A 14,537-nucleotide genomic window follows, 5' to 3' on the forward strand; every position below is an offset into this window, starting at 1 on the left:
CCGATAGCATGGCTGACCCACCCTCACCGGAATCCACTCATGGGCTGGACCCTGCACACCCACGCCGATGCGCGGCAGCTGGCCGCTCATCTCGTTGATTCGCTGCAGGCCTCGTTGCAGGCCGGCCTGGACGAACACGGCGCCGCCATGCTGGCCCTCGCCGGAGGCAGCACACCCTGGCCGGTATACGAGCGGCTCGCGCAGGCACCGTTGGCGTGGCAGAACGTCACGCTGCTACCCACCGATGACCGCTGCGTGCCGGTGGAGTCGCCGGCCTCCAACCTGCGCGGCCTGGCCGAGGCGTTCGCGCCGGCCAGCGGCGTGCACCTGGCGGCGCTGACCGTGCCGGACGGCGATCCGGACGCCTCGCTCATCCAGGCACGTGCGTGGCTGGCGCGGCACCGGCAGGACTTCGACGCCGTGGTGCTGGGGATGGGCACCGACGGCCATACCGCCTCGCTGTTTCCTCAAGCCCCGGAACTGGCCTGCGGATTCGATCCGGCCCTGGAAGCATGCCGGTTCGACCCTGATCCGCTGCCTCCCGAGGCGCCGTACCCCCGGATCAGCCTGACGGTCGGCCGCTTGCTGCGCGCCGGAGCGGTGCATCTGCTGATCACCGGCGCAGCCAAGCGTGCGGTGCTGGAAGAGGCGATCGCGCTGAACGATCCGCAGCGTCATCCGGTGATGGCGGTGCTGGGCGCGCCCGCCGTGGATGTGCAGATCCACTGGAGTCCGTGATCGGCTGGCGGGGCGTTCTCGCGTTACTGTGATCGGCCGCGGTTGATCCGCGCGCGTTACCCGCCCTGGGGAGCAGCCGCGTCGCCGGCAAAACCTTGCTGCCGCCACGCCTCGAAGACCACCACGGCAACCGCGTTGGACAGGTTCAGGCTGCGATTGCCAGGCTGCATCGGCAGGCGCAGGCGCTGATCGGCGGGCAGCTTCCCCAGCACGTCTTCCGGCAGGCCCCGGGTCTCGCAACCGAACAGGAAGGCATCGCCGCTGCGGTAGGCCGGCGTATCGTGGCGGACGCTGCCCCGCGTGCTGAGCGCAAACACGCGCGGTCGTGTCCCGCGCGAGCCGGCGATGAACGCCAGCGCAGCGTCCAGATCGTCATGCACCTGCATGCTCGCGTACTCGTGGTAATCCAGCCCGGCGCGGCGCAGCTGGCGGTCCTCCAGGCTGAAGCCCAGCGGCCGCACCAGATGCAGGCGCGCGCCGGTATTGGCGCACAGGCGGATGGCGTTGCCGGTGTTGGGCGGAATCTCGGGCTGGTAGAGGATGACGTCGAACATGCAGCGGATTATGCGGGCGGCTCCAGCGTCGGGATGGTGCAAGTGTGATGACTGCGCGTCGGCGCGACTGGCAACGGGCGCAGCGGCGTGACTTGTGACCCGGTCCCCATAACGCGCGCTGCCGTTACGATTGCCTATCCGTCCACACCGGGCGCGACCGTACAAGGAGTGTCGAATGTCCGCATCGTCCCGCGCAGCCGCGTTGCTTCCTGCCGTTCCTGCTGGTTCTTCCCGCGCGTCGCGCCGCAGCTTCGTTGCTGACGCCCGGCCTCGCACGCTGCGCCACGGCGCGCTCGCCCTCGGGGTCGCTTTTGCCATGGGCAGCCTGACCTTCCTGCCGCAGCCCGCCCAGGCGCGCACGGCCGTCACTGCGGCGCCGGTGGACATCGCCTACGAGCAGTTCACGCTGCCCAACGGACTGCGGGTCATCGTCCACAGCGACCGCAAGGCGCCGATCGTCGCGGTCAACGTCTGGTACCACGTCGGCAGCAAGGACGAGCCCAGGGGCCGCACCGGTTTCGCCCACCTGTTCGAGCACCTGATGTTCAACGGCTCGGAGAACCACCGCGGCGAGTACTTCGACCCGTTCGAGATGGTGGGTGCGACCGACATGAACGGCACCACCAATACCGACCGCACCAACTACTTCCAGAACGTGCCCACCACCGCGCTGGATACCGCGCTGTGGATGGAGTCCGACCGCATGGGCCACCTGCTGGGGGCGATCGACCAGGCCACCCTGGACGAGCAGCGCGGCGTGGTCCAGAACGAGAAGCGCCAGGGCGAGAACCAGCCCTACGGCCAGGTCTGGACCAAGCTGAACCAGGCGCTGTATCCGGTCGAGCATCCCTACCACCACAGCGTGATCGGCTCGATGGCCGACCTGGACGCGGCCTCGCTGGAGGACGTCAAGAACTGGTTCCGCGCGTGGTACGGCCCCAACAACGCGGTGCTGGTGCTGGCCGGCGACATCGACGTGGCGACGGCGAAGGAAAAGGTTGCCCGGTATTTCGGCGACATCCCGGCCGGCCCGGACATGGCGCAGCCGCCGGTCGATGTCGCCCGGCGACCGGCCTCGACCCGCGAAGTGCTCGAGGACCGGGTGCCGCAGGCGCGCATCTACCGGGCCTGGAACGTCCCGCCGACCGCGACGGTGGAAGCCGACCAGCTCGGCGTGCTGGCCCAGGTCCTTGGCGGCAGCAGCACCTCTCGCCTGGCCAGGCGCCTGGTGCACGCCGACAAGCTGGTCGACAACGTGACCGCCGGCCTCAGCGAGTCGCAGTTGGGCTCCAATTTCCTCGTCTTCGCGACCGTCAAGGAAGGCGTGGACCCGAAGAAGGTCGAGGCGATCATCGACGAGGAGCTGCAGCGGCTGCTGGCCGAAGGTCCCAATGCCGCCGAGCTGGCGCAGGCGAAGACCGTGGTGCGGGCGGGCTTCATCCGCGGTGTCGAGCGAATCGGCGGCTTCGGCGGCAAAGCCGACGCGCTGGCCAGTTGCGCGATCTACACCGAAGACCCGGGCTGCTTCCGCCAGAGCATGGCCACGGTGGCCGCCGTGCAGCCGGCCACGTTGCAGGCGCTGGGGCGCCAGTGGCTGGGCAAAGGCGACCACACCCTGGTGGTGATGCCCGGCGAGCGCACCCCGTTGGCCGAGGATCCGGCGGTGGAACCGGCGCCGCTGACCCTGCCGCCGGTGGATTCGCGCTACAGCGTGTTGCCGTCCAGCGTGGACCGCAGCACGGGCGTGCCGCTGCCCGACGAGTTCCCCGAGCTGAAGTTCCCCGAACTGCAGCGCGCCACACTCAAGAACGGCACCCGGGTGATCCTCGCCCAGCGCCACGACATCCCGGTGGTGCAGTTCTCATTGCTGTTTGACGGCGGCTTCAAGGCCGATCCGGCGGACAAGCTGGGCAGCTCCAGCTTCACCATGGGCATGCTCGACGAAGGCGCCGGCACTTACGACGCGCTGGGCTTTGCCGCGCGCGCCGAAGCCCTGGGCGCCGACCTGGGCGCCGGCGCCGCGCTGGACGGCGCAAGCGCCTCGCTGTCGGCGTTGAAGGAAAACCTCGACCCGTCGCTGGAGCTCTTCAGCCAGATGCTGCGCACGCCGCGCTTCGAGCAGAGCGAGATCGACCGTGTGCGGGCCACATGGATCGCCGGCATCAAGCAGGAGAAGGCACGGCCCAATTCGGCCGCGCTGCGCGTGCTACCACCGCTGCTGTACGGCGAAGGCCACCCGTATGCCATCCCGTTCAGTGGCTCGGGGACCGAGGACACGATCGCCGCGCTGACCCGTGACGACCTGCTCGCGTACCACCAGGACTGGGTGCGGCCGGAGGCGGCCACGATGGTGGTGGTCGGTGACACCACTTTGAAGGAGATCGTGCCGATGTTGAACCGGCACCTGGGCGACTGGAAGGGCAAGGGCGCCGCGCCCGCGCCGGTCAGCGTCCCGGACGTCGCGCTGCCAAGTGCGCCGCGCGTGTTCCTGATCGACCAGCCCGGCGCGGTGCAGGCGAACATCTACGTCGGCGAACTGGTGCCCTCGACCAAATCCGAGGACGCCACCGAGTTCGGCTTTGCCAACACGGTGCTGGGCGGCCAGTTCAGTTCCCGGCTCAACATGAACCTGCGCGAGGACAAGCACTGGGCCTACGGGTCCTACAGCTTCGCCAGCAACGCGATCGGCCAGCGGCCGTGGCTGGCGTACGCGCCGGTGCAGATCGACAAGACCGCCGAGTCGGTGGCCGAACTGAAGCGCGAGATCAACGACTTCGCCAGTGGCAAGGCGCCGGCGACCGCCGAGGAGGTTTCCAAGGTCAAGGCCAATGAAATCCGCAGCCTGCCCGGCGCCTACGAGACCGGCAGCGCGGTGATGGGCACGATCACCGGCATCGTCCGCTACGACCGCCCGGATGACTACGTGTTCCAGCACAAGGCCGAGATCGACGCGATGACCCCGGCCGTGGTGGCCAAGGCCGCCTCGACGATCGACCCGGCGGCGTTGACCTGGGTCGTGGTCGGTGACCTGGGCCAGATCAAGGCGCCGGTGCGCGCCCTGGATCTCGGCCCGGTGCAGGTGCTGGACGAAGACGGCAAGCCGGTCGTGCGGGCCGCCAGCGCCGCCAGCAAAGAGTAGAGCGCGGTATCTTGGCAAGCGCCCGCCGGCCCTCGCGCGGCGGGCGGTTGCCAAGCGCGTGGGATGTCCGCTACGCGGTTATGCCTGATTCACGCCGGGCGGCCGATAACATCGGCTGCCCGCACCACTCGCCGCGGACTCCCGCCCCCGGCGGCCCCATCCCTCCAGGAGCTTCCATGATCCGCTCGTCGACCCTCGCCATCCCGCTTGCCGTTGCCACCGCAGTCCTCCTCGCCGGCGGGTGCACGTGGGTGAAAATGGCGCCGGGGGCCAGCGCCGTCCGGGTGATCGGCGCAGGTGGTCCGCCGGCGGGATGCACCCGCCAGGGTGAGATCGCCGTCTCGGTCAAGGACAGCGTCGCCTTCTACGAGCGCAACAACCTGCGCGTGCGCGAAGAGCTGGAAACCCTGGCCCGCAACGAGGCGCCGGGCCTGCAAGCCGACACCATCCAGCCGATGGGCCCGCCGGCCGCCGGCGAGCAGCGGTTTTCGGCCTACCGCTGCGGCAGCGTGACCGCCGTGCCCGGACCGGCCGCGGCGGAGACTCCGAAAGGTGGCGTGCAGACGTATCCGGTCGGCAACTGACCGGCTTCGCGGCGAGCGTTAATGCAGGCGGGACGGTAACGCGTTAACCTGTCGTGATACCTGTCTTTCCTGGTTTGCCGCCCATGCAGTTCCAACATGTCGCCATCGCCGGTCTGGCCCATATCGACGCGCCACGCCGGTTGAGCTCGGAAGAGATTAATCTCCGGCTCAAGCCGACCCTGGACCGCCTGGGCATCCGGACCGACGTGCTCGGCGATATCGCCGGCATCCACGCGCGCCGACTGTGGGACGGCGATGTGCTCGCCTCCGACGCAGCGACGCTGGCGGCGGTGAAAGCGCTCGCCGATTCCGGGATCGATCCCGACCGCGTCGGCCTGCTGGTCAATACCTCGGTCAGCCGCGACTACCTGGAGCCTTCGACGGCCTCGATCGTCAGCGGCAACCTCGGCTTGCCCGACACCTGCCAGAACTTCGACGTCGCCAATGCCTGCCTGGCCTTCATCAATGGCATGGACATCGCCAGCCGCATGATCGAATGCGGCGAGATCGACTACGCGCTGGTGGTGGACGGGGAGACGGCGGACCTGGCTTACGAGAAGACCCTGGAGCGCCTGAGCAGTGCCACCTGCACCGAGGCGGACTTCCGCAACGAGCTGGCGACGCTGACCCTGGGTTCGGGTGCGGCGGCGATGGTCATGGCCCGGGCCGAGCTGGCGCCGGGAGCGCCCCGCTACAAGGGCGGCGTGACCCGGGCCGCGACGGAATGGAACAAGCTGTGCCGCGGAAACCTTGATGGCATGGTCACCGACACGCGGATGCTGCTGATCGAGGGCATCAAGCTGGCGCAGAAGACCTTCGCCGTTGCCCGCCACAAGCTGGGTTGGGTGGCCGAGGAACTGGACGAGTTCGTCATCCATCAGGTCAGCAAGGTGCACACCGCCGCCTTCACCAAGGCCATGGGCATCGATCCGAAGAAGGTCCTGACCATCTTTGGCGAGCACGGCAACATCGGCCCCGCGTCGGTGCCGATCGTGCTCAGCAAGCTGCGCGAGATGGGCCGGCTGAAAAAGGGCGACCGCGTCGCCCTGCTCGGTATCGGCTCGGGGCTGAACTGCTCCATGGCCGAGGTGGTCTGGTAACCGGAGCGCAACGCGCCGCCGCGTGATCGATCCGGCGGCGACGACTCAATTGGCCGGACAGGCCGGGTCGCGCCCGGCGTAGACAGCGCAGATGGCCTGCCGGCACTTCAGGCCCTTGGTGGTGTTGGCCGGCGGGCACTCGCGCAGGTTGGACTGGATCTGCTGCGAGCGCGTCGGCGGGACGCCGGTAGACGCGGTCTGCTTGCCGGCCACCGCGCTCGCCCCCTCACTCTCCATTTTCTGGATCAGGGTATCCAGCCCGCTGGCCGGTGGTGCGTCCGCCGCCTTGATGTTGCCCAGCAAGGTCGCCATCAGGTCCGGCTCGTCGTTGCGCATGCCCGGTTGAGACGTACGAGCCCGCGCGGCTGGCGAGGCCGATGTGGCCGCGGTCCTGGCTCGGGCCGGCTGGCCGGGCGTAAACGGATTGGCCCGCTCCGACCGCGCTATTGCCAGTGCGGGCGCGGAGGCCGCAAACGGGGAGGCGAGTGGATCGTCTTCGCCCGCACCGGTATCTGCACCGTCCGCACCACCCAAGAGGGCCGAGGCGCCGCTGGCAGGCGAGGTCTCCTCGATGATCGTGGCCGCCCCGCGTCCGTCGGCCGCCATCCCGGCGGTTCCGGATCCGGTGTGCACCGTCGCATCGGCCGGCGAAAAACCTGTCCGGCGGCTTCCCAATTGCCACCACCACAGCAGCGCGAGCACACTGACGGCCGCGGCCGCAAGAATCAGCAGTTTCCTTCGCGGAGCCGGGCGTGTGCTGACCGCGGCGGTCTTGCCACCGTCCATGTCTGCTAGGATCCGCGCCGGCGACGGGCCAGTCGCAGGGCTTGGGACGCCGGCCATCAGGCTCGGGCGACGGGGTTTGGCATCTTGCCGATCCACGTGGACTCCTTTCCAGACCGCCAATCCGGCTGGTTACGGTCCGGGCGAGGCCGGACGATGTGCCCGGGCATTCTGCGTTGGGGTCGCAGTGGCGTCAATTGGATGGCCCGGTGCTTCGCCGGGCGGGGCAACAGGGACGGTGGCAACATGCTCGCGCTCGGTATGGCGGTGTTTTTCCTGGTGACGGTACTGCTGGCCTGGCTGGCGGTCTTTCCGGCTGCGCGCGACGGTGTGCTGGCCGGGGTCGGTCGCTGGCGCGCGCGAATGACAGCCGCGGCGGGACGCTGGCAAGAGGGCGCGGGCACGCGCGCCGGCACCTCCTCGCGCGCGCTGCGTGGAGGCAGCGCGCGACTGGGGCAGTTGCTGCACCGCCGACGCTGGCTGCTGGTCGCGACCGTCGCGGCCCTGGCGCTTCCACCGTTGCTGATCCTGCAATTCGGTCGCCAGGTGCTGTGGGACGACTTCGGCGGCGGCGCCGGCTTCAGCGCGGACAGCCATGTGGTCGAGCTGCTGCGCGGTGAGCGCCTGGCGCCTCCGCCGGACCTTCCGCCCGCCGTGTTTATCGCCGCGGAGGCCGCGCAGATGCGGGGTGCAGCGGTGGTGGCCCCGCAAGAGATCTCCAGCGCCGATCGCAAGTGGGCGCGCATCGCGCCGGACTTCCAGCAGCGGGTGCTCGCGATCTACCGCGTCATGCGCGAAGTGCACGGTTACGAGATGGTGCTGGTGGAGGGCTATCGCAGCCCCGAACGGCAGGCGTCCCTGGCCGCCAAGGGCGGCGCAGTCACCCGTGCCGGCGCCGGCCAGAGCTGCCACCAGTACGGTCTGGCGGTCGACAGCGCGCTGTACCGCGACGGCAGGCTGCAGTGGGACATGGAGGATCCGTGGACCCGTCGCGGCTACTTCCTCTACGGCGAATTGGCGGTCGAAGCGGGTCTGGAATGGGGTGGCAACTGGCGCAGCATCAAGGACTACGTCCACCTGGAATTGAAGTCCGATTGCCGCCAGGCGCGTCGCGCGGCGGGTCGATGAGGGGCTCATCGGCTGGCGCGGCAGGTGAAAACCGGGGGCTGCACCTGCTATCTTGACCCGCGGCGCAGGAAAGCCGGATGCCCGATGGGCAAAGCCAGGGAGCAGGGCGATGTGGAAACCCGTTGATGTTGCCTACGCGTGGATCACCCGCGGCGTCGCCGTGGCCGGTCGTTAGCGGGAGGCGGGACAGTGCGTCCGGATACGCGGCAATGAGGGTGGGTGCGCTCATCCGGGGACTGCTGGGAATCGCGCTGGTGTTCGGTGCGGTTTGGCTGGTCGCGATCCTCTATTGGCGGGCCAGCGGCGCGACGCCGGGCACGCCGCAGATCGTTGGCACGTTGTTGCTTCTGCCCTTGTTGCTGGTCGCTGGCGTTCTGCTGCTGCGGGCGCTAATGCGCCGGCGCAGCGCGGGCCGCGAACGGACGGCGACGGATCCGATTGCGGGCAGCACTATGGCTCAGGACGCAGCCGAGCAGGTCGAAGCCGACCGCATCTTCTACCTGCTGGGCAGCGCCGCCCTGACTCGGGCCGGTAGCGGCGGCGAAGTCCTGGCCGGAGCGCTGCTGCAGCCCCAGCGGCCCTCGCTGCATCCATCCCTGCGCGACCAGATGGGCCTGCCGGTGTTTGCCGCCCAGGTCGATGATCTGGATGTGGAGTCTGTGCGCGCTGCGGTTGACGGTCTGCTGCCGGAATCCGGACCGCGTTCCCAGGGTTTTGCGGAAGACCAGCTGCGCGCGCTGGCGCTGCTGGAACCGGTCGCCGAAGACCTGCTGTACGCCGCGCTGCCGTTCGCGGACGTGGACCCCGTGGCTGCGCCGTCCGCAGACACGGCGATGCACCCGCACGCGATGCAGCACTCGCGTTCCTCGCGCGCGCTGGCGCCCGCGCCGCAGGCGCCGGTCCTGCACATCCGGCTGCTGCTGCCGGCCCACTGGCCCGAGCCGGTGCGTCGCGCCTGCCTGGGCTGGATCGCCGACAAGGCCACCGCGATCGGATTTGCCAGCGGCACGTTCCGCATCGGCGTCGAGCCGGTCGCCGGCGTCGCCGATGCATGGCGGGTGATCGACCGCCTGGCCCAGCCCGACGCGCATGCCGACGCGGCGCCATCCGACACCCACCTGCTGCTGGCGGCGCACAGTCTGATGGACGAGCTTGCGGTCAGCCGGCTGGATGCGACCCGCAGCCTGCTGGTCAGCGGGCATCCGGAGGGACTGATTCCCGGCGAGGGCGCGGCGGGCGTATGGCTGTCGACGCAGACCCCCGGTGACGGGCGGGAAGCGCCGCCGCTGCGGCTGCATCGCGTCGTGCACGGACCGGCGGGACACGGGCGTACGGCCGGGCGCGAGCTGGCGTCGCTGCTGCAGCGCGCGCTGGCGGTCGCCTCGCTGCCCGCCGACGACGTCGCCGCCGTCTTCAGCGACGCCGATCACCGCCCCAGCCGCGCGATCGAGATCGCCGGCGCGATGACCGCCTGCCTGCCCGAGCTGGACCCGGTCGAGCAGGGTCGCCACCTGGGCCTGGTCTGTGGCGAGACCGGCGCGGTGGCGGTCCTCGCGTTGCTCGCCGCTGCGGCGGCGCAGGCCACGGCCGAAGACGCGCCGGTCGTGCTCGCGTCGGTCGCCGACGACACGCTGCGTTTTGCCGCCGCGCTGTCGCCCATGCCCAGCCCTGAGCCTCCAGCCGCGCCCGCGGCGGAAACCGTTTGACGATCATGGATGCGTAGATGAGCAGCTTCTGGACCAACCTTCGTTTCTGGCTGAGGGACTACCGCGTGCTCGCCGCGCTGGGCATCGCCATCGCCGCCGCCGTTGCGTACTTCGGCAGGGACTCGCTGATGGCGGCGGGCGGCTGGCTGGTCGCGCTGCTCATCCTGGCCGTCGTGGCCTGGCTGGCGTTCCTGCTCGTGCGCAAGCTCCGCACGGCGCGCGCCGCCAGGCGGCTTGACACCATGGTGGCCGAGCACGCCGACAACGCGGTTACCGCCGCCAAGCCCGCCGTACGCGCGGATGCCGAGGTCCTGCGCGAGCGCATGGCCGAGGCCGTCAAGGCGATCAAGACCTCGCGCCTGGGCCAGATGAAGGGCAACGCCGCCCTCTACGAGCTGCCGTGGTACGTGATCATCGGCAACCCCGCCGCCGGCAAGAGCACCGCGATCCTCAACTCGGGCCTGCGCTTTCCCTTCGAGGACAACCGCAGCAACGTGATCCATGGACTGGGTGGCACCCGCAACTGCGACTGGTACTTCACCACCGAAGGCATCGTGCTGGACACCGCGGGCCGCTACACGGTCAGCGCCGAGGACCGGCTGGAATGGCTGACGTTCCTGGACCTGCTCAAGAAGCACCGGCCGCGCGCGCCGATCAACGGCATCATCATTGCCGCCTCGATCGCCGAGCTGTCGGGCAGCAAGCCCGAGTTCGCGATCGACCTGGCCAAGAACCTGCGCCAGCGCGTGCAGGAGCTGACCGAGCGGCTGGAGGTCCACGCCCCGGTCTACGTCGTATTCACCAAGGCCGACCTGATCAGCGGCTTCAGCGACTTCTTCCGCGGCCTGGATCCGGCCGAGCGCGAAAACGCCTGGGGCGCGACGCTGCCCTACGAGCTCGACAGGCAGGGCGCCGGCAGTGGTGAAGGCGACGCGCTGGAATCGTTTGACCGGCACTTCGACGTGCTCGCCGACGGACTGCGCGAGATGGGCCTGGCGCAGATGGCGATGGCCCGCGGACGCGATGTCAGTCCCGGCCTGCTGGCGATGCCAATGGAGTTTGCCGGGATCAAGCCGGCACTGCGGACCTTCATCGCGACCTTGTTCGAGGAGAACCCGTACCAGTTCAAGCCGGTGTTCCGCGGCTTCTATTTCACCAGCGCTCTGCAGGAAGGCATCACCGTGCAGCCCGCGTCGGAGCGCGTGGCCCGCCAGTTCGAACTGCACGGCGGCAGCCCCACCGGGGAGACCGTGGCCCCCGCCGACAGCAGCCACTTCCTGCTCGGCCTGTTCCGCAAGGTGATCTTCGCCGACCGCCAGCTGGTCCGGCAGTACTCCAACCCGGGCCGGACGCGGGTGCGTTACGCGGCCTTTGCCGGTGCCGTTGCCGCGCTGGCGCTCGTGCTGGCGGGCTGGACCTGGTCCTACAGTGGCAACCAGCAGCTGGTCGCCGACGCCACCGCGGACCTGGACAAGGCGATCGCGGTGCAGGCGGAAAAGGTCGACCTGCAGTCGCGCATCGAAGCCCTGCTCGTGCTGCAGGACCGGCTGGAGCAGCTGCAGCGGCATCGCAATGACCATCCGCTCGGCCTGGGCCTGGGTCTCTACCAGGGCGCCGCCGTGGAAGCGAAGCTGCGCGAGGAGTACTTCCACGGCATGCGCCAGCTGATGCTGGTGCCGGTATCGGGCAAGCTGGAAAGCTACCTGGGCCAGGTCGTGGCCCGGCGCGGCGAGCTGAAGCCGCCGTCGCTGACCGGCGCACCGTCCGCCAGCGATGACGGCACGGACGATCCCGCCGCGACCAACGACACGCGCCTGTACGAGGACGCGGTCGCGACCGACTCGCAGGACGCCTACAACGCGCTCAAGACCTACCTGATGCTGGGCAACCACGAGCGCGTGGAGGCGACTCACCTGAGCGACCAGCTGACCCGGTTCTGGCGCGGCTGGCTGGAGGCCAACCGCGGCGCGATGACCCGCGAGGAACTGCTGCGCGCCGCCGGCCGCCTGATGACCTTCCACGTCCAGCAGTCCGCCGACCCAGGCTGGCCGCAACTGGAGCTCAAGTACAGCCTGGTGGACGACAGCCGCGAGGCGCTGCGCCAGGTGATGAAGGGGACGCCCGCGCGCGATCGCGTGTACGCCCAGATCAAGGCCCGGGCAGCAACGCGCTTCAGCCCGGTCACCGTGGCCAGCCTGCTCGGCGACAAGCAGGCCGGCGGCGCGGTCACCGGCAGCCACCAGATTCCCGGGACCTTCAGCCGCAAGGCGTGGGAGGACTACGTCCAGGGCGCGATCAAGGAAGCGTCCAGCACCGAGTTGAGCAGCACCGACTGGGTGCTGGAGGCGACGGTGCAGAACGATCTGACCCTGGCGGGCAGCCCGCAGCACATCGCCCGCGAACTGGCGGCGATGTACAAGGCCGAGTACGCGCGCGAGTGGAGCAGGTTCCTGCAGGGCATCAGCGTCACCCGCTTCGACAATTTCGAAGAAGCGGTGAGCCGGATGAACCGTCTGGGCGATCCGGTCAACTCGCCGCTGCGGCTGCTGCTGGAAGCCGTCAACCGGGAAACCGTGTGGGATAACCCGGCGGCCGCCAACGCCACCGCCGGCGCGGTCAAGGGCGGTATCGCCGGCTGGTTCAACCGGGTGGTCATGCGCCGCAACCCGACCTCGATCCCGGTGTCGGTGGATCCGCAAAGCGGCGAGAAGGGTCCGGTGGAGGCCGGACCGCTGGGGCAGAAGTTCGCCGGACTGGCGCGGCTGCTGGTCGAGCACGACGGTGGGCCGGCCCTGCTGCCGCAGTACTTCGAGGCGCTGGGCAAGGTCCGCAGCCGCTTCAACCAGATCAAGACCCAGGGCGATCCTGGCCCGGGCGCACGCAAGCTGATGCAGGACACCCTTGATGGCGGCTCCGAACTGGACCTTGCGCTGAAGCTGGTGGACGAGCAGATGCTCAACGGTCTGGCCGAGGACCAGCGCAACACCCTGCGCCCGCTGCTGCTGCGTCCGCTGGTGCAGGCCTTCGCCGCGCTGGTTCGGCCGACCGAGGGCGAGATCAACCAGACCTGGACGGCGCAGGTGCTGCGCCCGTTCGAGGACGGCATCGGCCAGCGCTACCCGTACGCGCCGGACGCAACCGTGGAAGCCGCGCGCGCGGACATCGAGCAGATTTTCGGCCCGCAGGGCGCGATCGCGAAATTCGGCGAATCCGCGCTCGGGTCGCTGGTGATCCGCCGCGGCACGATGCTGACCCCGCGCCAGTGGGCCGACATCGGCATCAACTTGCGCCCCGAGCTGGTCGCCGGCTACGGGCGCTGGGTCGGCGCCACCGCCGCCGGCGAGGGGCCGACGATGGTGTTCCAGGTGCTGCCGTTGGCCGCGCAGGGACGCGAATACACGATGACCGTCGATGGCCAGCAGATGCGCTATCGCAACACGCCGCCGCAATGGCACACCTTCCAGTTGCCCGGCGAGGGCGTGCCGGGGGTGCAGATCCACGCCGTCACCGGCGACGGACGCACCGTGGAGGTGTTCAACGCGCCCGGTGACAACGCGACCTCGGCGATGTTCGACGCCGCCGAGAAGACCAGCCTCGGCCGCCAGCATTACCGGCTGGGCTGGAATCGCGACGGCGCCCGGGTCGAGGTGGAACTGCGCATCGTCAGCACGGTGGAATCCAACGCCGGTGCCAATGATGCCCTGGGCCTGAAGCTGCCGGCGGTGGTGGCCGGCGCGGCGGTGGCGGCGCAACCCGCGGCAGCCGCGACCACTGCGGCGGCATCGCCCGGCGGTGCGCAGTAATGGTGGCGGTGGAGACGGCGCACCCGGTCAGCTACTTCGGCAAGCTGCCCAGTCGCGGGGACTTCGTGCGCACCCCGGAAAGCCACCAGCTGATGATGCTGCTGGACCGCTGGGCCGGCCAGGGACTGGAGTTGCTCGCCAGCGACCCGGGCTGGAAGCAGCTCTACGATCAGGCATCCCCGCTGCATTTTGCGTTCGTCGGCTCGCGCAGCCGGCTCGCGATCGGTGGCCATTACCTGCCCAGTCGGGACAGTTCGCAGCGCCGGTTTCCGTTCCTCGCCGCGACCCGCTTCGAGGTCGCCCAGCCGCTGGCGTTCATCGGCCGCAGTCCGCTGGCGCTGTCGCGGCTGTGGTCCAGCCTGGCGCGCAGCGGACAGCAGATCGTCGCCGCCGAGGATCCGGCCGAGCCGCTGCGCCAACTGGCTGACGGGCGGGTCGCGATCAACACCGATCCGCGCGTCTACGACGCCGCCTTCGACGATTTCATCGAGTTGCAGGACATCGGCTCGCTGCAGGCACTGCTGCGCCAGTCCGGCTACCCGCAGCTGCAACTGCGCTGGTTGCTGCCCGCGCTGGGGATGCTGCTGCAGCCGGTCATCGCCGGCGGCGCGGCCCAGGTCGACAAGGGCCTGTCGCTGCCCTTGCCGGTGGACGCGCTGTACCGGCCGCTGGTGGCCGCGTTCTGGCTCGACCTGTTGGCCGGTTTCCTGGGCCGGGCGGACTTCGAACTCACCGTGCTGGTATGTGATGCAGCGACGGCGTCGGCCGCCGGTCCGCGCCTGCTGATCGGCTTCAACGGCGCCGACGGCCGCCTGCTGCAGGCGACGCTCGACGGCCGCGTCGGCCAGGAGCAGTTGATCGCGGTCGATGATGCCGAATGGGTCGAGGACCACATCGCCGGCGACTACGCCCTCAACCGGCTGGTCAGTTATCTGGATCGCGACCAGCTCTCGCTGCGGGCCGCCCGCAAGACGTTCAACGAGACCTTTCTTGGAATCTGAC

General features: G+C 69.7%; 9 protein-coding genes and 1 pseudogene. 8 read left to right on the forward strand and 2 right to left on the reverse strand.

Translation table 11 applies throughout. The features are described 5' to 3' along the window. Positions 1-39 precede the first annotated feature (39 nt). Positions 40-738 (forward strand): 6-phosphogluconolactonase, encoded by a 699-nt coding sequence (gene pgl, locus INQ41_RS00490; RefSeq protein ID WP_193985294.1) that lies wholly within the window; start codon positions 40-42, stop codon positions 736-738. A gap of 56 nt (positions 739-794) precedes the next feature. On the opposite strand, the gene INQ41_RS00495 is transcribed toward pgl, so the two are convergent. Beyond that, entirely contained in the window at positions 795-1,292 is a 498-nt protein-coding gene (locus INQ41_RS00495; RefSeq protein WP_193985296.1) for a tRNA (cytidine(34)-2'-O)-methyltransferase, read from the reverse strand. A gap of 316 nt (positions 1,293-1,608) precedes the next feature. On the opposite strand from INQ41_RS00495, the gene INQ41_RS00500 reads away from it, so the two are divergent. From INQ41_RS00500 to INQ41_RS00510, 3 genes and pseudogenes are all read left to right on the forward strand, one after another. After that, positions 1,609-4,431 carry a M16 family metallopeptidase gene (locus INQ41_RS00500; protein ID WP_228076827.1) on the forward strand — a complete coding sequence of 941 codons (2,823 nt, stop codon included), beginning with the start codon at positions 1,609-1,611 and terminating at the stop codon, positions 4,429-4,431. A 179-nt stretch (positions 4,432-4,610) separates the two neighbouring features. After that, positions 4,611-4,934, forward strand: a pseudogene (locus INQ41_RS00505) (DUF4156 domain-containing protein); the annotation flags it as partial. Positions 4,935-5,098: 164 nt separating this feature from the next. Further along, the gene (locus INQ41_RS00510) at positions 5,099-6,115 is read left to right on the forward strand and encodes a 3-oxoacyl-ACP synthase III (RefSeq protein WP_193985300.1); all 1,017 of its coding nucleotides are present in this window, start codon (positions 5,099-5,101) and stop codon (positions 6,113-6,115) included. 45 nt (positions 6,116-6,160) lie between these two features. Here INQ41_RS00510 and INQ41_RS00515 read toward each other — a convergent pair whose 3' ends face one another. Next, entirely contained in the window at positions 6,161-6,997 is an 837-nt protein-coding gene (locus INQ41_RS00515) for a hypothetical protein (protein ID WP_193985302.1), read from the reverse strand. Between the two features lie 147 nt (positions 6,998-7,144). Here INQ41_RS00515 and INQ41_RS00520 point away from each other — a divergent pair, with 147 nt between their 5' ends. The 4 genes from INQ41_RS00520 (at position 7,145) to tagF (ending at position 14,536) form a co-directional block, all read left to right on the forward strand. Next, positions 7,145-8,026 carry a M15 family metallopeptidase gene (locus tag INQ41_RS00520; protein WP_228076640.1) on the forward strand — a complete coding sequence of 294 codons (882 nt, stop codon included), beginning with the start codon at positions 7,145-7,147 and terminating at the stop codon, positions 8,024-8,026. Positions 8,027-8,235: 209 nt separating this feature from the next. Continuing rightward, a complete protein-coding gene (locus INQ41_RS00525; protein WP_193985304.1) occupies positions 8,236-9,732 on the forward strand; it encodes a hypothetical protein in 1,497 nt (498 codons plus the stop codon). A gap of 17 nt (positions 9,733-9,749) precedes the next feature. Beyond that, positions 9,750-13,535: a type VI secretion system membrane subunit TssM gene (gene tssM, locus INQ41_RS00530; protein WP_193985305.1), complete on the forward strand. Its 3,786-nt coding sequence runs from the start codon at positions 9,750-9,752 to the stop codon at positions 13,533-13,535. Then, positions 13,535-14,536, forward strand: coding sequence for a type VI secretion system-associated protein TagF (gene tagF, locus INQ41_RS00535; protein WP_228076641.1), 1,002 nt, complete (start codon positions 13,535-13,537; stop codon positions 14,534-14,536). Before tssM ends, tagF begins: the two co-directional genes overlap by 1 nt. The last annotated feature ends 1 nt before the right edge of the window (position 14,537 follow it).

The organism is Lysobacter ciconiae (assembly GCF_015209725.1).
Taxonomy (GTDB): domain Bacteria; phylum Pseudomonadota; class Gammaproteobacteria; order Xanthomonadales; family Xanthomonadaceae; genus Novilysobacter; species Novilysobacter ciconiae.

Excerpts from the sequence above, each read along its gene's own strand:
- INQ41_RS00500 (WP_228076827.1), top strand. The coding sequence starts at position 1,609 with ATGGGCAGCCTGACCTTCCTGCCGCAGCCCGCCCAGGCGCGCACGGCC.
- INQ41_RS00495 (WP_193985296.1), bottom strand. The coding sequence starts at position 1,292 with ATGTTCGACGTCATCCTCTACCAGCCCGAGATTCCGCCCAACACCGGC.
- tssM (WP_193985305.1), top strand. The coding sequence starts at position 9,750 with ATGAGCAGCTTCTGGACCAACCTTCGTTTCTGGCTGAGGGACTACCGC.
- INQ41_RS00525 (WP_193985304.1), top strand. The coding sequence starts at position 8,236 with ATGAGGGTGGGTGCGCTCATCCGGGGACTGCTGGGAATCGCGCTGGTG.
- pgl (WP_193985294.1), top strand. The coding sequence starts at position 40 with ATGGGCTGGACCCTGCACACCCACGCCGATGCGCGGCAGCTGGCCGCT.
- INQ41_RS00520 (WP_228076640.1), top strand. The coding sequence starts at position 7,145 with ATGCTCGCGCTCGGTATGGCGGTGTTTTTCCTGGTGACGGTACTGCTG.
- INQ41_RS00510 (WP_193985300.1), top strand. The coding sequence starts at position 5,099 with ATGCAGTTCCAACATGTCGCCATCGCCGGTCTGGCCCATATCGACGCG.
- tagF (WP_228076641.1), top strand. The coding sequence starts at position 13,535 with ATGGTGGCGGTGGAGACGGCGCACCCGGTCAGCTACTTCGGCAAGCTG.